13 protein-coding genes and 2 pseudogenes are annotated in these 17,670 nt (G+C 62.3%); 8 read left to right on the forward strand and 7 right to left on the reverse strand.

The window, feature by feature from the left end:
* Positions 1–244: 244 nt before the first annotated feature.
* Together AQUI_RS27120 and AQUI_RS30575 are read left to right on the forward strand one after the other, a co-directional pair.
* A pseudogene (locus AQUI_RS27120) lies at positions 245–1,221 on the forward strand (IS30 family transposase).
* 70 nt (positions 1,222–1,291) lie between these two features.
* A complete protein-coding gene (locus AQUI_RS30575; RefSeq protein ID WP_156916744.1) occupies positions 1,292–1,615 on the forward strand; it encodes a hypothetical protein in 324 nt (107 codons plus the stop codon).
* A 46-nt stretch (positions 1,616–1,661) separates the two neighbouring features.
* Here AQUI_RS30575 and AQUI_RS0103545 read toward each other — a convergent pair whose 3' ends face one another.
* Entirely contained in the window at positions 1,662–2,987 is a 1,326-nt protein-coding gene (locus tag AQUI_RS0103545) for an ISNCY family transposase (protein WP_027256271.1), read from the reverse strand.
* 190 nt (positions 2,988–3,177) lie between these two features.
* On the opposite strand from AQUI_RS0103545, the pseudogene AQUI_RS27125 reads away from it, so the two are divergent.
* Positions 3,178–4,160, forward strand: a pseudogene (locus tag AQUI_RS27125) (IS30 family transposase).
* A 40-nt stretch (positions 4,161–4,200) separates the two neighbouring features.
* Here AQUI_RS27125 and AQUI_RS0103555 read toward each other — a convergent pair.
* The 6 genes from AQUI_RS0103555 to AQUI_RS0103580 form a co-directional block, all read right to left on the reverse strand.
* The gene (locus AQUI_RS0103555; protein WP_027256272.1) at positions 4,201–4,890 is read right to left on the reverse strand and encodes an ABC transporter ATP-binding protein; all 690 of its coding nucleotides are present in this window, start codon (positions 4,888–4,890) and stop codon (positions 4,201–4,203) included.
* The gene (locus tag AQUI_RS0103560; RefSeq protein ID WP_027256273.1) at positions 4,887–5,642 is read right to left on the reverse strand and encodes an ABC transporter ATP-binding protein; all 756 of its coding nucleotides are present in this window, start codon (positions 5,640–5,642) and stop codon (positions 4,887–4,889) included. Before AQUI_RS0103560 ends, AQUI_RS0103555 begins: the two co-directional genes overlap by 4 nt.
* Positions 5,635–6,618 carry a branched-chain amino acid ABC transporter permease gene (locus tag AQUI_RS0103565; protein ID WP_027256274.1) on the reverse strand — a complete coding sequence of 328 codons (984 nt, stop codon included), beginning with the start codon at positions 6,616–6,618 and terminating at the stop codon, positions 5,635–5,637. Before AQUI_RS0103565 ends, AQUI_RS0103560 begins: the two co-directional genes overlap by 8 nt.
* Positions 6,619–6,620: 2 nt before the next feature.
* The gene (locus AQUI_RS0103570) at positions 6,621–7,541 is read right to left on the reverse strand and encodes a branched-chain amino acid ABC transporter permease (RefSeq protein WP_027256275.1); all 921 of its coding nucleotides are present in this window, start codon (positions 7,539–7,541) and stop codon (positions 6,621–6,623) included.
* Between the two features lie 67 nt (positions 7,542–7,608).
* Positions 7,609–8,745 carry an ABC transporter substrate-binding protein gene (locus AQUI_RS0103575; RefSeq protein WP_027256276.1) on the reverse strand — a complete coding sequence of 379 codons (1,137 nt, stop codon included), beginning with the start codon at positions 8,743–8,745 and terminating at the stop codon, positions 7,609–7,611.
* A 333-nt stretch (positions 8,746–9,078) separates the two neighbouring features.
* Positions 9,079–9,960: a LysR family transcriptional regulator gene (locus tag AQUI_RS0103580; RefSeq protein ID WP_027256277.1), complete on the reverse strand. Its 882-nt coding sequence runs from the start codon at positions 9,958–9,960 to the stop codon at positions 9,079–9,081.
* 140 nt (positions 9,961–10,100) lie between these two features.
* Here AQUI_RS0103580 and AQUI_RS0103585 point away from each other — a divergent pair, with 140 nt between their 5' ends.
* The 5 genes from AQUI_RS0103585 (at position 10,101) to AQUI_RS0103605 (ending at position 17,620) form a co-directional block, all read left to right on the forward strand.
* A complete protein-coding gene (locus tag AQUI_RS0103585) occupies positions 10,101–10,721 on the forward strand; it encodes a glutathione S-transferase family protein (RefSeq protein ID WP_027256278.1) in 621 nt (206 codons plus the stop codon).
* Between the two features lie 63 nt (positions 10,722–10,784).
* Entirely contained in the window at positions 10,785–12,836 is a 2,052-nt protein-coding gene (locus AQUI_RS0103590; RefSeq protein ID WP_027256279.1) for a 2Fe-2S iron-sulfur cluster-binding protein, read from the forward strand.
* Positions 12,837–12,980: 144 nt separating this feature from the next.
* Entirely contained in the window at positions 12,981–15,386 is a 2,406-nt protein-coding gene (locus tag AQUI_RS0103595; RefSeq protein ID WP_027256280.1) for a GcvT family protein, read from the forward strand.
* A gap of 4 nt (positions 15,387–15,390) precedes the next feature.
* The gene (locus AQUI_RS0103600; RefSeq protein WP_027256281.1) at positions 15,391–16,947 is read left to right on the forward strand and encodes a trimethylamine methyltransferase family protein; all 1,557 of its coding nucleotides are present in this window, start codon (positions 15,391–15,393) and stop codon (positions 16,945–16,947) included.
* 1 nt (position 16,948) lies between these two features.
* The gene (locus tag AQUI_RS0103605) at positions 16,949–17,620 is read left to right on the forward strand and encodes a TetR/AcrR family transcriptional regulator (RefSeq protein ID WP_027256282.1); all 672 of its coding nucleotides are present in this window, start codon (positions 16,949–16,951) and stop codon (positions 17,618–17,620) included.
* Positions 17,621–17,670 lie beyond the last annotated feature (50 nt).

The raw sequence follows: 17,670 nt of genomic DNA on the forward strand, positions 1-17,670 counted from the left end.
CAATCCATGACTGGCTGAGGCGCCGCTTCAGCCAGTCAGTAAGCAGGCTGCGGGTCTGCGGGTCTGCGGGTCTGCGGGTCTGCGGGTCTGCGGGTCTGCGGGTCTGCGGGTCTGCGGGTCTGCGGGTCTGCGGTGACTATATTCAACATAATCCGCATTACAAGATACTGAAATGTAGCCGGGCACATTCTAGATTGGGTTGCGACAATTCCCCTATCTTGCTGGCAAGCAAGGAGAATGGAAGATGGCCCACATAGAGCTGGATTTGCGTGAACGGCGCGCAATTGAGGATATGCTGAACGCAAAGACGCCCGTGAGCAAGATCGCGGCTGCGCTCGGCAGGCATCGCTCTACTGTCTACCGCGAGATCAAGCGCAACCGCTTTGAAGACCGTGAACTGCCACATATCTGAACGGCTACTAGGGTGTGAACGCGCAGCGAACCGCGGCCGCCAGACGCATGCGCCGCCGCAAACTCGTGCGATTGAAAGAACTGCGCAAAGCAGTGATCACCCAATTGAAGGAAGGCTGGTCACCAGAGCAGATTGCCGGCCGCCTTGGGTTTGAAGGCCAACCGGTGCGTGTGAGCCACGAGACCATTTACGCTTACGTCTATGGCCCCGATGGCCAATCCGAAGAACTGGCGCGCCACCTGCCGAGCCGGCGCAAGAAACGGCAGCCGCGCGGCCTTGTTTTCCCGCCGGAGCGCTCCATTCATCAGCGCCCGGAGCACGTGAAGTCCCGCGAGACATTCGGTGAATGGGAAGGCGATCTGATGATCTTCGAACGCGCCCAGGGCAATGCCAACGTGGCCACGCTTGTAGAGCGAAAGACGCGGTTTGCCGTCTTGTTCAGAAACCAAGACAGGAGCACCACACACCTGATGAACCGGCTGATGGACGTCATGGAACCCCTGCCCCAGCCGGCGCGGCGGTCCATCACCTTCGACAGAGGGATCGAGTTCCGGAACTGGCGCAAGCTCAAGCCTGGGATCGGAACGGAGGCGTGGTTCTGCGATCCCCAGGCGCCCTGGCAGAAAGGATCCGTCGAGAACCTCAACAAGCGGGCGCGCCGCTACCTGCCACGGGATACGCCTGTGGCCGCGCTCTCAAATCGCTCAATGAAGGCGATTTGCGACCGCTTGAACGGCACACCCAGAAAATGCCTCGGATGGCGCACACCGGCTGAAGCCTTCCGGGACGAACTCATGAAGCTAGGATAGCAGGAAGCGTCGCAACGACCCTTGAGCCTCCAACCCCATCCAGGAATGTCACCGGCTGCGCAAAGCAGTAATGTCACCACAGGGCGCAACGGGAACAAGGCTTTTCAGCCCGCAGATCTCAAATATCGAAGGGCTGGAAAGCCTTGTGGGTAAAGGGGATGCCTATAGCGATTTTGACCTTGCGAGCTTAATGATCAGCGCTAGGAAAACCGCCGCCACTGCCGGTATTGCAACAAATGTGATCGGGATGCAGAAAAACACTGCGCCATGTCTCGCGATCAACTCGTCGCGTTCCGAAAGTTCGAAAGGCAGGTATCCCATCAGTGCAATCAACACGGCACCTGTTAGGAATGTCGCTCTCTTGAGCATTACAGATTGCTCGCCTCTTTTTTAATGAACTATGAGCCGCCTTTATTGGTAACTTGCCCACCGCAAACCGGTCAATCACCGATAACCGGCACCTCTGGCACACCCAGCTTGCGAGGCCTGGGCTGATACCCCATCTTCTCGGAGTTGGTCCGCAGCTTGGGCTTTGGCGGCGCCTTCTCCTGCATCTCTTTGACATAGGCAAGGACCGCGCCGAGCCGCTTGTTCTCGGTGACGGCCGCATGGGTGACGCGCTGGTCCATATCAAAGATCCTGTAGGGCAGGGCCTGGCCTTTCCAGCGCACCTCGAAGCCCCCATCCGCAAAGGCATAGGTATCAACGTATTTTCCGATAAGGGCGCGTGACAGCGCGTTCTCTTCCAGCATGATCCGCTTGCGGTCATAGGAGAACGTGAGCTGCTTGCCGACATAGCGGTTCTCGCGCCAGCACAGAACTTCCGCCAAACGGCCCGGTTCCACATTCAACGCCCGGTGCAGGTTATCCGGTTTGGCCGGGGCCTTGGAAAACTTGGCGTTGAAGCGAGTTTTGAAGCCTTCCAGAAAGGCGTTTCCGGCCTCCATATTCGAAACACCTGCCAGTCTCAGCTCTTTGACAAGCCGGTCCTGAAGCGTGCGGTTGGCCCGTTCAACGCGGCCTTTGGCCTGAGAGCTGTTTTCGCACAGGATCTCGATGTTCAGCTCATTCAGCGCGCGCCCGAGCTGGGTTATGCCTGCGCCATTCCTGGCGTCTTCTTTGCCACCCCGGAATACCGAATGTTTGTCGCTGTAAAAGGCCACGGGACGGCCATGCTGAAGCAAGTAGCTGTTCAGCGCCTCGAAATAGCTGAAGGTGCTTTCCGACTTCACAAACCGCAGTTCCATCAAGGTGCTTGTCGCGTCATCAATGAACACGAGAAGAGTGCAAGGCGGCGCGCGATCCTCAAACCAGCGGTGGTCGGAACCGTCAATCTGGATCAGCTCGCCATAACATTCCCGGCGCAGACGCGGCTGGTGAAATGTCCGGCGCTGTTTGCGCGAGAGCCAGATGCCGTCGTCGATCATCCATTTGCGCAGGGTCTCGCGGGACAGCTTGAACCCGTGATGTTCCGCCAGCATCTCGGCCGCCAGTGTCGGTCCGAAATCCGGGTAGTTCTCGTTGATCAGGCTCAGCGCATATTCGCGCTTCGCCTTGTGGATCCGGTTGTTCGGAGGCTTGCCGCGCGCCTTATGACGGATCGCGGATGCGCCATCCTGGCGGTATCGCTTCAGCAGCCGGAAAACTTGGCGCCGCGTCAAATCCAGCAGCTTCGCCGCATTTTCGACCGTCAACCGGCCATCATCGACCTGCGCCAAAACCTCCACGCGGTTCAGTTCGCGCTCGCTCATCGTTACCCATCCCATGTCTGCTCCCGCTGCCTGTTCTCATGGCAGGCGAGAGTGACATTCCTGAATTGCTAAAGGGTGACAGTTTAGCTTTGCGGCTATACGGGAATGCAGCCGGGGTGGATTCACAAACGAAGTGCAAATTCTGTATCAAAGCAGAAACTTGCACGGAGGATGTTGAATGGGGCGCCACTACTCACACCTGTGATTGGACGAACGCCGTAAGATTGCCAAGTGGTTTGAAGCCCATATGCCAATTTCTGAGATCGCGGACCGTTTGTGCCGTGATGCTTCGACAATCTACCGAGACATTAAACGGAACCGTTACACAGACTCTGAACTTCCGGAGCTGGAGGGTTATCACGCCGTGGCTGCTCAAGACATGTATGAGCGCCGCCGTGCCATTCATCGAAAGATGATTGTGTTCCCGGAACTCAAGGTTGCCATTGAGGACCGGCTCAAGGCCGGCTGGTCACCCGAGCAGATCGCAGGCCGGATGCGTTTGGAACGCCATCCGATCCGCGTGAGCCACGAGACGATCTACCGCTTCGCCTATTCGAAGGATGGCCGCGAAGAGCAGTTTTACCGCCATTTCCCCGAACATCGCAGACGCCGCGGACCAGGTGGGCACCGCAGACACAACCGCACCCGGATCTTTGACAGCCAGAGCGTGTCACATAGGCCAGAACGCATCGCAGAGCCACGGAGTTTGGCCACTGGGAATGCGGTTTGGTGATGTTCCGAAAGGAGCATGGCAAGGTGAATATCACCTCCCTGGTCGAACGGGTCAGCCGCTATACCGTCGTCATGCGCAATGAAGACCGTCAATCAAAGCCGGTCATGGAATCTCTGATCCAGGGGCTGGCTCCCCTGCCCGCGGATGCACGTCAGTCGATCACCTTCGACCGCGGAACGGAATTCTCGGCCTGGCAACGGCGCAAAGACGGGATTGGAGCCGGCAGTTGGTTCTGCGACCCACAGGCGCCTTGGCAGAAAGGCACCGTCGAGAACACCAACAACAGGCTGCGAAGATACCTGCCCCGATCAACCGAACCGACGGCGCTGACAAATCGATATTTAAGGTCGATTTGCCACCGCCTCAATTCCACCCCGCGCAAATGCCTCGGATACCGGACCCCCGCGGAGGTGTTTGAAAACCACCAGATAGAAATTCAGAACCAATTGGAATAAAACAGAATATCAGAAGCTGCACTTCACCGTGAGTTCACAATCACACGCCCAAGAACCGGTTTGCCACTTCGGCCGGAAGCTCTTCGATCCGGCCGCCCCAAGCATTGCAGCCCTTGTTAAGTATCACCGCACGGTCAGCAATGGCCGAAAGCTCCTTCAGCGATTTGTCGACTACCAGAATGGCCAGCCCGGCGGTGGTTTTGAGCCGGGCAATCGCCGCCCAGATCTCTTGCCGCACCACTGGCGCTAAACCCTCGGTCGCCTCATCCAGAATGAGCAGCCGCGGGTTGGTCATCAGGGCGCGGCTTATGGTCAGCATCTGCTGTTCACCGCCTGACAAAGACCCGGCTTTCTGGCTTCGCCGCTCCTCCAGCCGCGGGAACAGCTCTGCAACTTTCTGAAAATCCCACGGGCCGGGGCGCGCTGCAGCCGTCAGGTTTTCCTCAACCGTCAGCGGCGCAAAGCAGCGCCGCCCTTCGGGCACCAGCCCGACGCCCAGCCGGGCGATTTTGTACGACGGCAGCTGGCGCAGATCATGGCCCTCAAACCGCAGCTCTCCCTTGGTGGCTGCGAGCATCCCGCAAATGGTCTTGATGGTGGTGGATTTTCCCATGCCGTTGCGGCCCATCAGCGCCACAACCTCGCCCTCGGCGATTTCCAGGTCGACCCCGAACAGGGCCTGCGCCGGACCGTAGGCGGCTTCAACCCCCTGTAAATACAGCAGGTTCATGCGGCGTCCTCCTCTCCCAGATAGGCGCGGCGCACCTCGGCGTTGGCGCGGATATCGGCGGCAGTCCCGGTGGCAATGATCTGGCCATAGACCAGCACGCTGATCCTGTCGGCCAAGGCAAAAACCGCATCCATGTCGTGTTCCACCAAAAGGATCGGCGCCTCCTGCCGCAAATCATCCAGAAAGCCGGTCAGCGCCTTGGACCCGGCGCTGCCCAGCCCGGCCATCGGTTCGTCCATCAGGAACAGTTTTGGCTGCAGCGTCAGCGCCACGGCCACCTCCAGCTGGCGGCGCTGGCCGTGCGACAGGTCAGCGGTGCGGCGGCCGGCGTCATCACTCAGGCCGACACGTTCTAGCGCATCGCGCGCCGGTTCCAGCAGCGCCGGATCCTTCATCACATTGCGGAACAAACGGTACGGGCGCCCCTGTCCGCCAAGCGCCCCCAGAACCGCGTTCTGCAGAACGGTGTACTCCATCGCCAGCGCCGAAATCTGGAACGTCCGCCCCAGCCCCATCCGCGCCCGCGCCACGGTATCCAGCGCGGTCACGTCGCGGCCCAGCAGCTCCACCTTGCCGCTGTCTGGCGCGATATTGCCCGCGATCTGCTTGATCAGCGTTGATTTCCCGGCCCCGTTCGGCCCGATCAGCGCGTGGATTTCACCGGGCCGCAGGTCCAGCGAGACATCGCGGCTCGCCTGCAATGCACCAAAGCTCTTGTTCAGTTTTTTGGTTCTCAGAACCGCATCAGCCATGTGCCTTCTCCCGTCCTGCCAGCGCCCCGATCAGCCCGCCTCGGGCAAACAGCACGATCAGCAGCAGCAGCAGCCCGAGAAAAATCTGCCAGTAGTCGCTGATCCCGCCCAGAAGATGCTCCAGCAGAATATACAGCGCGGCGCCCGCCACCGGGCCGTACAGCCGTCCGACTCCGCCGAGGATCACAAAAATCATGATCTCGCCGCTAGTGTGCCAGCTGAGCATAGTGGGGCTGACAAAGCGGTTAAGGTCGGCAAACAGCGCCCCGGCCAGCCCGGTGATGGCGCCGGAAATCACAAAGGCCGTCAACCGCAGGGTAAAGGGTGTGAGACCCACCGCCTCTACCCGGTCCTCATTCTGGCGCGCAGCGGCCAGCGCCAATCCGAATGGCGAGCGCGCCAACCGTGCGGCGAAAAACAGCGCCAGGCACAGGATTACATAGGCAATCGCAAAAAACTGGATCGGGTCCAAGGTGTTGAGACCAGGGAATTCATTGCGGACCCAGATCGACAGCCCGTCCTCGCCGCCATAAGCGCTCCAGCTGATCGCGAAGTAGTACAGCATCTGCCCAAAGGCGAGCGTGATCATGATGAAATAGACACCCGATGTGCGCAGGGACAGCGCGCCGATCACCAGCGCGGCCGAGGCACTGGCGGCAACCGCCACCAGCCAGATCAGCGGCATCTGGTTGCTGCCTTCAAAAAGGAACGGCCAGCCGAACAGCGGCTCATAGTTCTGGGCGTGGGCAGCAAGGATGCCCATGGCATAGCCGCCAATGCCGAAAAATGCCGCATGGCCAAGGCTGATCAGCCCGCCCTGCCCCAGCGCGATGTTCAGCCCCACCCCGGCCAGCGCCAGGATCGCAGCCTTGGTCGCCAGGGTGATGATGAACGGCTCATCCAGCGTCCAGGCCGCCAGCGGAACGAACAAGAGCGCCGCAATCATCGCCCAGTTCAGCATGTATTCACGGGTCAGCATCAGGCGCTCCCTCCATAAAGGCCCGACGGGCGCACCAGCAGAACACCGGCCATCAGGATGTAAATCAGCATCGATGCCAGCGACGCCCCGGCCGAGGCTGCGCTGGCAGGCTCCATGAACAGGGTGAAAAGCCGCGGCAGGAACACCCCGCCCAAAGTGTCGGTCATCCCCACCAGCAGCGCGCCGGCAAGGGCGCCCTTGATCGAGCCGATGCCGCCGATGACAATCACCACAAAGGCCAGGATCAAAACCGGCTCACCCATGCCGACCTGCACCGACTGGATCGCCCCTACCAGCGCACCGGCCAGCCCGGCCAGCGCCGCGCCAAGGGCGAATACCAGCGTGTAGAGTTTGGAGATATCGACGCCAAGGGCCGCGATCATCTCGCGGTCGGCCTCGCCTGCGCGGATCTGGATGCCAATCCGCGTTCGGGCGATCAGCAGGAACAGACCCGCGGCAATTGCCAATCCAATCAGGATGATCGCCAGCCGGTACAGCGGATATTCAATGCCGCCCGGCAGGGTAACCGGCCCTGACAGATAAGGCGGCACGTCCAGGAACAGCGGGAAAGATCCGAACAGCCAGCGGGTGCCTTCGGAAAAGATCAGGATCAGTGCGAATGTCGCCAGCACCTGGTCCAGATGGTCGCGCCGGTACAGGCGGCGGATCACCACCAGCTCCATCAGCGCGCCGGCTGCGGCGGCAGCGGCAAGGCTGGCAATCAGCGCCAGCAGGAACGAGCCGGTCCACCCGGCAACGGCGGCGGCAGCAAAAGCGCCCACCATATAGAGCGAACCATGGGCCAGATTGATCAGCCCCATCACCCCGAATACCAGCGTCAGCCCGGCTGCCATCAGAAACAGCATGACGCCGAACTGCAGCCCGTTCAGGATCTGCTCCAGAACTAGAATATAGGTCATTTGAATTTCCGAAGGGGAAGCATTGCCGCGGCGGAGGCGCTGTGGCGCCTCCGCTTGGCGGTCTGTCTTACATCTTGCACTCGCCGGCGTAGGCGTCGGCGTGGTCGCTCAGCCCGGTGGCGATGATCTTGTTGGTATAGACATCGCCTTCTTTGATCACTTCGCGGACATAAATGTCCTGCACCGGATGATGGTTGTCGCCGAACTTGAAATCACCGCGGACAGACGCGAACTCTGCCGCCTTCAGCGCCGAACGGAACGCGTCCTGATCGGCAGGCTCAGCCTTGTCCAGTGCACTCAGGATCAGGTTGGCGGTGTCAAAGCCCTGGCTGGCATAGAGCGAAGGCAGGCGGCCGTATTTCTCCTGAAAGGCGGCGACAAAACCGGCGTTGGCTGCATTGTCGATATCCTTGTTCCATTGCGAGGTGTTCTTCACCCCCAGCGCAGCGTCACCCACCGCCTGCAGGATACCCTGATCAAAGGAGAATGCCGGGCCGACCACCGGCAGGTCCACGCCGCTGCCCGCGTATTGCTTCAGGAAGGAAATCCCCATGCCGCCGGGCAGGAAAAAATAGACCGAGTCGGCGCCGGAGGCGCGGATCTGGGCGATCTCGGCGGCATAATCGGTCTGCCCGAGCTTGGTGTAGATCTCACCGGCCAGTTCGCCGCCGTACATCCGCTTGTAACCGGTCAGCGCGTCCTTGCCCGCCGGGTAGTTCGGCGCCAGGATGAAGCTGTTTTTCAGCCCCGCCTCATTGGCATAAGCGCCTGCGGCCTCGTGCAGGTTGTCGTTCTGCCAGGCAACGTTGAAGTAGTTCGGGTGGCAGCGCTTGCCTGCCAGGGCCGAAGGGCCGGCGTTCGGCGACAGGTAGAACACCCCCTGTGCTGTGGCAGCGGGCACCACCGCCATCGCCAGGTTGGACCAGATGATGCCGGTCAGGATATCGACCTTCTCTGACTGGATCATCCGGTCGGCGATCTGCACCGCGGCATCGGGTTTGCGCTGATCATCCTCGATCACCACTTCGACGCCGTCGCGGCCGTCCTGTTCGATTGCCAGCATGAAACCGTCGCGCACATCCACGCCCAGTCCGGCTCCGCCGCCGGACAGGGTGGTGATCATGCCGATCTTGGTGTCGGCCTGGGCCGCAGCCGCCAGCGCCGGGACCGCAGCGGCCATGGCGAGCATCCGAATGGTCTTCATTACGTCTTTCCTCCCAGAATATGCCCTGGCCTTCAGACCTGGGTTCTTGATCAAATGCTTGCGACTTTAACGCCGTCCCGGCAGAAGCCAAGACCCGCAACAGCCCGCATCTCCCCGGCTGATCTTGCGCCAGCCGTTGGGACAAGCCTACGCAGGCTTGAATATATATTTCAAGCATAAAATAAATGGAGCAATATTGTTGCCCTATTTACCCCTCGGCCTATTCATCGGCCGTTTTGCTGATGCAAGGGGTCAGCCCTTCGCGCTTCCTGGGGTATTGGAAACCAGAAAGAAGAAGCCAGAGGCTGACATGACGCACAGGACTGGTTACCCCTAACCGAAACAGCCCGCCAAGTGGTCGATCAGCGCCCGGATCCGTGCCGTTAGATGGCGGCTGGCGGGATAAACCGCATAAAGTGTTGTTGGGTCGGTTTCCTGTTGTTCGAAAAGCACTTGCAGCCTGCCGTCGCGCAGAAACGGAAGCGCGGTGTAGTGCGGGCACCGGGCAATGCCGAGGCCGCTGGCCGCCATATGCGCCACCGCCCGGGGCGAATTGGCACGGAAGCTGCCGCCAACAGTGACGGCCCATTGTGCAGACCCTTTGCCAAAGACCCAGACGTCCGGCTGCGGTGAGGTCATTTGCAACAGGCAGTTGTGTGTCGCCAGTGCTTCCGGCTCTGCAGGTTCGCCATGAGCGGCCAGGTACTCAGGCGACGCCACCACCACCAGCCGCATGCTGCAGAGTTTGCGGGCAACCAGTGTCGAGTCCTTCAAGGCACCGAAACGCACCGCCAGATCGACACCCTCCTCCAGCATTGGAAGGTGGCGGTCGGACAACACCAGTTCCACCGAAAGCTTGGGATGCGCCTGCTGGAACGGCTGCAAAGCCTCCACCAGCTCGCGGCTGCCAAAGCCTGTGGGCGCGGTGATGCGGATGGGGCCTGCCAGCTCCTGCTGGCGCAGCTGCACCACGTCCTCCAGCTCGTCGAACTGGTCCAGCAGCGGCAGGCAGCGCTCCAGATAGGCGCGGCCCGTATCAGTCAGCGTCACCTTGCGGGTGGTGCGGTTCAACAGCTGCGCACCCAGCTGTTCCTCCAGCCGGGCGACATATTTGCTGGCCAGCTTGGTGCTGATCCCCAGCTGCAAGGCACCGCTGGTAAAGGAGCTTTGCGCCGCAACCGCCGCAAAGGTGCGCATGCAGTCCAATTTATCCATCGTTCCCTCCGGTCTGCATATTATGTACCACGCATACATAATCAATCGCCAGATTAGAATATTATCGCCAGGAACGTCATGACGTATCTTCCCGGTGTCTTCAAGCAACCAGGCCTATGCCACATAGAAGGACCCAAGATATGCCGCATCCAATCCGAATTCACGGCTTCCCCCTCTCCGGCCACACCCACCGGGTGGAGCTGTTCGCCAGCCTCGCCGGGATCGCCCATGAAACGATCACCGTTGATCTCGCCGCGGGTGAGCACAAGCAGCCGCCTTTCCTGGCGCTGAACCCGGCGGGCCAGGTGCCGGTGATCGAGGACGGCGGCGATGTAATCACCGATTCCAACGCGATCCTGGTTTACCTGGCGCGCAAATACGCGCCGGCCTGGCTGCCCTCGGACCCATTGCTGGAGGCAGAGGTGCAGAAGTTCCTGACCCTGGCGGCGGGCGAGATCGCCTTTGGCCCGGCGGCAGCGCGGCTGATCACCGTCTTCAACGCGCCGCTGGACGCCGAGGCCTGCAAGACCGTGGCCGCGCGGGTTCTGGGCAAGCTCGACGCCCATATGGACGGCCGCAGCTTCCTGGTTGGCGATGCCCCGACAATTGCCGATGCGGCGGCCTATGCCTACCTCGCCCACGCGCCGGAGGGCGGCATCTCGCTGGATCCCTACCCGAACGTGCGTGCCCTGCTGACCAATATCGAAGGGCTGAAAGGCTTCAAGCCGATGCCCGTCACCAGGGTTGGGCTGGCCGCCTGATCCACAGCGCGGCGGCCTCCGCGCGGGCCGCCGCGTAACTCTCTCAGAACACAGGAGGTTTCCATGACTCCCAATGATGCAACCGGTCCTTCCCCCTTCCATGAGGGCGAACAGGAAATGCAGCGACGCGTCGGCAAGCACGAGATGATGGAGACCTTCGGCCGCCGGGTGATCCGCCCCTTCATGCCGGATCAGCACCGGGCGTTCTATGCCCAGCTGCCGTTCCTGGCGGTTGGCGCGGTGGATCACGAAGGCTGGCCCTGGGCGAGCCTCTTGAGCGGCCAGCCCGGTTTTGCCAGCGCACCGGATGCGCGGCATCTGCATGTCGCGCTGAGCGGCGGCACGGAGGATCCCGTCCGCGCTGCGATCCGCAAGGGAGCTGCGCTTGGGATGCTGGGGATCGAGTTGCACAGCCGCCGCCGCAACCGGGTCAACGGGCGCGTTATCGCCGCGGCCCGCAATGGCTTTACCATGCGGGTCGACCAGTCATTCGGCAATTGTCCGCAGTACATCCAGCTCAGGAATCTGAAACCGGCGGAGCGGCAGGCACCCGCCAAGCCTCAGCCCTTCACAGAGCTTGACAGCAGCCACGCGGCGCTGATCTCAGGAACCGACATCTTCTTTGTCGCCAGCCACGTCCCCGCGGGCAGCCACCCCGAGCGCGAAGGCGTCGATGCCTCGTACCGGGGCGGGCGCCCCGGCTTTGTCCGCATTGACGGCAACACCCTGACCATCCCCGATTTCCCCGGCAACAACCACTTCAACACGCTGGGGAACTTCCTGCTGAACCCGCGCGCAGGGCTGGTGTTCCCGGATTTCACCACCGGCAGCCTGCTGATGCTGACCGGCACCGTCGAGCTGCTGGATGAGGATCACCCCGATGTGACAGCCTTCCAGAGCGCCGGCCGCGGCTGGCGGTTCACCCTGCGCCAAGGTCTTTGGCTGGAGGGCGCCCTGCCCTGGCGCGCTGAGCGCGGGGAGTTTTCGCCCAATACGCTGCTGACGGACACCTGGGCTGAGGCAGCGGCGCGCGCGCAGCAGGAAGAACAGCGCAACACCTGGCGCCGCTACCGGATAGCCCGCACCGAACAGGAAAGCACGGTGATCCGCTCCTTCTATCTGGAGCCGGAGGACAGCGGCCCGCTGCTGGCGTCTGAGGCCGGCCAGTTCCTGACCCTCCGGGCCACGCCGCCCGGCGCGGAAAAGCCGCTGGTGCGGACCTACACCGTGTCCTCCGCGCCGGGCGAAGGCCATTACCGGATCTCGGTCAAGCGTGAGGAGGCCGGCACTGTGTCCCGTCACTTGCACGCCCATCTGCAAACGGGGGCAGTGATCGAGGCCAAGGCGCCGCGCGGCGGCTTCTTTCTGGATGCGTCACAGGAACGGCCGGCTGTGCTGATCGCCGGCGGCGTCGGCATCACCCCGATGATCGCCATGGCGCGCCACGCGCTGCGTGAGGGGGTCCGCACCCGCCATCTGCGCCCGCTGACCATCCTGCACGCGGCCCGCACCGTCCGGGAACGCGCCTTTGCCCGTGAATTCCGCGATCTGGAACAGGCCTCCGGCGGGCAGATCCGCTATCTCTCGCTGATCAGCGCACCCGCCGCGGGGGAGACCGAGGGCCGGGAATTCGATCTGACAGGTCGGGTCAATGGTGAAACCCTGCAACAGGTTCTGCCGCAGGAAGACGCCGATATCTACCTCTGCGGCCCCGGCGGGTTCATGCAAACCGCCTATGACAGCCTCCTCAGCCTTGGGGTTCATGACACAGACATTCATGCCGAAGCGTTCGGGCCATCCGCCTTGGCGCGCACCCAAGATGCCCCGCGCCTCAAGGAAGCCGTGCCAGAATCCGAAACCGCCATCGTCCGCTTCACCAGATCCGGATTTGAACAGCCATGGACCCCTGCTGACGGGACTCTGCTGGAGCTGGCCGAAAACCATGGCCTGACGCCGGAATTCAGCTGCCGCGCCGGAAATTGCGGCAGTTGCAGCACCCGGCTCGGCGCAGGCAAAGTAACCTACCGCAGCGCTCCGTCGGCGGCGCTTGCAGAGGGGGAAACACTGATCTGCTGCGCAGTTCCTGCGTCAGACACAATCGAACTGGATTTGTAACCCGCTTCCGCGCCTTGATCTGCTGCGCAAGATTTTTCTGGACAAGACTGTCCAGGATCGCCGATGAATTGGACAGCAATGTCCAAAGGGTAGATTCGGCGGCACGCCCCGCTGGCCCGGCGGCAGCAGACAGGGAGCAAGCTTATGAAGTCGCACTATCGTGCCGTTGTCATCGGGGGCGGCGTTGTTGGCGCCTCCGTCCTCTATCACCTGGCGAAATTCGGCTGGACCGACGTCTGTCTGATCGAACGCTCGGTGCTGACGGCAGGGTCCAGCTGGCACGCCGCAGGCGGTTTTCACGCGCTGAATGCCGACCCCAACATCGCTTCGCTGCAGGCCTACACCATCGACTTGCTGAGCGAGATCGAACAGGAATCCGGCCAGTCCGTCGGCATGCACATGACCGGCGGCATGACGCTGGCGGGCACCTCCGACCGCTGGGAATGGCTGCAATCGGCCTATCGCACCTTCCAGTCGATCGGCATCGACGACTGCCGCCTGATCACCCCGCAAGAGGCGGGCGAGCTGTGCCCTATCATGTCCACCGAGGGCATCCTCGGTGGTATGTGGGCCGACCGCGAGGGCTATGTCGACACCACCGGGACCGTGCATGCCTATGCGGGTGCTGCCAAGAAACGCGGCGCGGAAGTGATAGAACACAACCGGGTGCTGGAGCTGCATCAGGTGGACAATGGCTGGCAAATCGTCACTGAGAAGGGCACCATCCACGCCGAACATGTGGTCAATGCCGCGGGCCTTTGGGCCAAGCAAGTGGGCCGCATGGCGGGCGTCGAACTGCCAGTGTCGCCGCTCAATCACCACTACCTGATTTCCGACACCATTCCGGAGCTGGAACAGCTGGATTTCGAGGTGCCGATGACCGTCGACCTCGAAGGTTTCACCTATATGCGGCAGGACCAAAAGGGCATTCTGCTCGGCATTTACGAAATTGACCACGAGCATTGGATGATGGACGGCGCGCCCTGGGAATACGGGTTCGAGCTGCAGCAGGAAGACCCCGACAGGATCGAACGCGAACTGACCCTGGGCTTTGAGCGCTACCCGGCGCTGCAGACCACCGGCGTGAAAACCTGGGTCAACGGCGCCTTCACCTTTGCCCCCGACGGCAACCCGCTGGTTGGCCCGGTGCGCGGCAAGCCCGGCTACTGGTGCGCCTGCGGCGTGATGGCGGGTTTCCTGCAGGGCGGCGGCGTTGGCAAATCCTTGGCCGAGTGGATGATCCATGGCGAGCCCGAGGCCGATGTCTTTGGCATGGATGTGGCCCGTTTCGGCGACTACGCCCAGAACAAGCGCTTTATCAAGGAAACCACCGGCCAGTTCTACACCCGTCGCTTCGTGATGACCTACCCGAACGAGCAGCTGCCCGCCGGCCGCCCGTTGAAGAAGGCGCCCGCCTATTCGGACATGACCGCCGCAGGCTGCCGCTGGGGCGCCAGCTACGGGCTGGAAATACCGCTCTATTTCGCGCCTTCCGAAGATTTCACTGAAACCCCGACCCTGAAACGCTCCAACGCCTTTGAAATCGTCGCAGATGAATGCAAGGCGGTGCGCGAGACCGTTGGCCTCTTGGACATCTCCGCCTTCTCCCGCTTTGAGGTCTCAGGCGCGGGTGCCGAGGCCTGGCTTGACCGCATCATGGCCTCGAAACTGCCCAAACCCGGCCGCGCCAAACTGGCGCCGATGCTGTCCCCCGAAGGCCGCCTGAAGGGCGACCTCACCGTGTTCAACTGGGGAGATGGAACCTGGTGGATCATGGGCAGCTACTACCTGCGCGAATGGCACATGCGCTGGTTCCAGGACCACATGGGCGAGGGCGTCGCGGTGCGCGACGTGACTGATGCCATCACCGGTTTCAGCCTCGCAGGCCCCAACAGCCGCAAGGTGCTGGAAAAGCTGACAGACGGCCCCATCGCAGACTTGCCCTTCATGGGCTGCGGCACTTTCGACATCGGGATGCTGCGCCTCAAAGTGGGCCGCCTCTCGGTCGCCGGTGAGCTGGGCTATGAACTCCACTGCTCCGCCGCTGAGCACATCACCCTGCGCGAAACCCTGCTGGAAGCGGGCGCGGACCTTGGCATCCGCGAATACGGCTTCAACGCGCTGCTCAGCCTGCGGCTGGAAAAGAGCTTCGGTATCTGGAGCGCGGAATTCACCCAAGGCTACACTGCGGCGCAAACCGGCATGGACCGCTGGATCAACTGGGACAAGGACTTCATCGGCCGCAGCGCCGCGCTGATTGAACGCGACGCGGGCGGCCCGGCGCAGATCGTGGTGCCGGTCGAGGTGGACGCCACGGATGCAGACGCCAGCGGCTATGAACCGGTCTGGCAGGGAGATAAGCGCGTCGGCTTTGTCACCTCCGGCGGCTATGGCCACACACTGGGCAAATCGCTTGCCATGGCAATGGTGGACCGCGACGCCGCTGAAGAAGGTAGCAAACTGACAGTGCATATCGTCGGTCAGGAGCGTGCCGCCCGCGTGATTGCACCCTCCCCCTACGACCCTTCCGGCAAAGCGATGAGAGGCTGACCCCATGACCATCGAAAACCAAGGCAATGCTCGCGGACGCCGGCGCCGGGGACGCGGGGGTGAAGCTACCCCTGCCCCGCAGCGCAATGTAAACTACCGCCAGCTGAAGAACCCTTTCCCGCTGATGGAGGTCTTCCCGGCGCATCAGATCGCGGACATGCATGAAACCGCACTGAAAATGCTGGAAGAGCTGGGCATGAAGGTGCTGTTGCCCGAGGCCCGCAAGATCTACGCCAAAGGCGGCGCCCGTGTCGATGAAGACACTGAGATGGTCTATATTGGCCGTGACATTATCGAGGCTGCGCTGACCACCGCACCACGCTCCATCACCTGCCGGGCAGGCACGCGGGAGCGCGACATCACGCTGGAGCTCGGCAGCCTGGTGTTCCAGGCAGGCGCCGGTGCGCCCAATGCCACCGATCTGGAACGCGGACGCCGCCCCGGCTCAGCCCAGGACTATCTGGAATACCTCAAGCTCACCCATCACTTCGACGTCTTCCACATGATCTCGCCCCAGGTGGAGCCACAGGACGTGCCCGTGCACCTGCGCCACTACTTCACCACCGAGGCGCAGATGACGCGGACCGACAAATTCCCCTTCATCTTCTCGCGCGGCACGCCGCAGGTGATGGACTGTTTCGAGATGATCCGCGATTTCCGCGGCCTGTCCGACGCCGGGTTCCAGGCCGAGCCGCGCTGCTACACCATCATCAACACCAACAGCCCGCGCACGCTGGACATTCCGATGGCGCAGGGGCTGATCGACTTTGCCCGCCACGGCCAGGTCTCGATCATCACGCCGTTCACCCTGATGGGGGCAATGGCGCCGATCACCGTGGCGGGCGCCATCACCCTCAGCCATGCGGAGGTGCTGGCGGCGCTGACCCTGACCCAGCTGGCAAACCCCGGCGCGCCGGTCTGCTATGGCACCTTCACCTCCAACGTCGACATGAAATCCGGCGCGCCTGCGTTCGGAACACCGGCGCATTTCCAGGCGTCCTTGGCGGCAGGCCAACTGGCGCGCTTCCTTGGCCTGCCCTGGCGCTCGGCGGCGGGGTCTGCATCCAACACCAACGACGTGCAGGCGGCCAATGAAAACCAGATGGGCCTTTGGGGCTGCCTGATGGCCGGCGCCACCGTGATCATCCATTCAGCCGGATGGCTGGAAGGCGGGTTGTCGGTCTCTTACGAAAAGCTGATCACCGACGCCGAGGTGCTGAACATGGTTGCCGAGCTGTGCGCAGGCACGCAGGCCGGGACAGAGGAAATCGGCTACGCCAGCGCGCTGACACAGGTGGAGCCGCAGGGGCATTTCTTTGCCGCCCCCCAGACCATGGAACGCTACAGCACCGAATTCTACGAACCGGTGGTGCATGACTATGCTAACTTCGGCACCTGGAGCGAGCGCGGGGCGTTGGACGCCAACCAGCGCGCAACCCGGGTCTGGAAGGATATCCTGGCCCATGATAACCGGCCCAAGACTGACGACACCCGCGTTGAGGCCTTGAAAAGCTTCATCGCCAAGCGCACCGCAGAAGGCGGCGCCCCGCCGGAGAGCTGACATGGCCAAACGCACCGCCCCGGTGCTGCACCGGGACAACCCCGACAAAGAACCCTTGAGCGGCCATGTCAAAGTGACCCCCGAGGACTGGCTGAACGTGGCCCGCGATCTGCTGATCAGCGACGGCGTGGCGGGGGTCAAGGTGCTGGCCATCGGCGAGCGGCTGGGGGTCTCGCGCTCCAGCTTCTACTGGTATTTCAAAAGCCGCAAACACCTGCTGGAGGCGCTGCTGGACGACTGGGAGACGCGCAACACCGATCCGATCCTGACCCATTGCGAATTGCCGGCCGGCAATATTTCCTGGGCGGTCTGCAATTTCTTCCGCTGCTTTGTCGATCCGGAGCTGTTCGACGCCAATCTGGATTTTGCGGTGCGCGAATGGTCGCGGCGCGACGGCAAGGTGCGCAACCGGATCGATGCGGCGGATGCGCTGCGGCTGAAGGCGGTCACCGCGATGTTCATGCGCCATGGGTATACGCCGTATGACGCCGATTCGCGGGCGCGGATTCTGTATTTCATGCAATGCGGCTACCACGCGCTGGAAGTCCGCGAACCGATGCAGGCCCGCACCGCCCGGCTGGAAGGCTATCTGCTGGGATTCACCGGGGCAGCGCCGGACCCGGCGGCAGTGGCGGCAGCCCGGGCGTTTGCAGAAGGCAAGATGCCCGCTTGAGGCATTGGCGTTTGCGGCCGCGGCAGGAGCGAGGGGCCGGCCCCTCGCGC

The organism is Leisingera aquimarina DSM 24565, from assembly GCF_000473165.1.
Taxonomy (GTDB): Bacteria; Pseudomonadota; Alphaproteobacteria; order Rhodobacterales; family Rhodobacteraceae; genus Leisingera; species Leisingera aquimarina.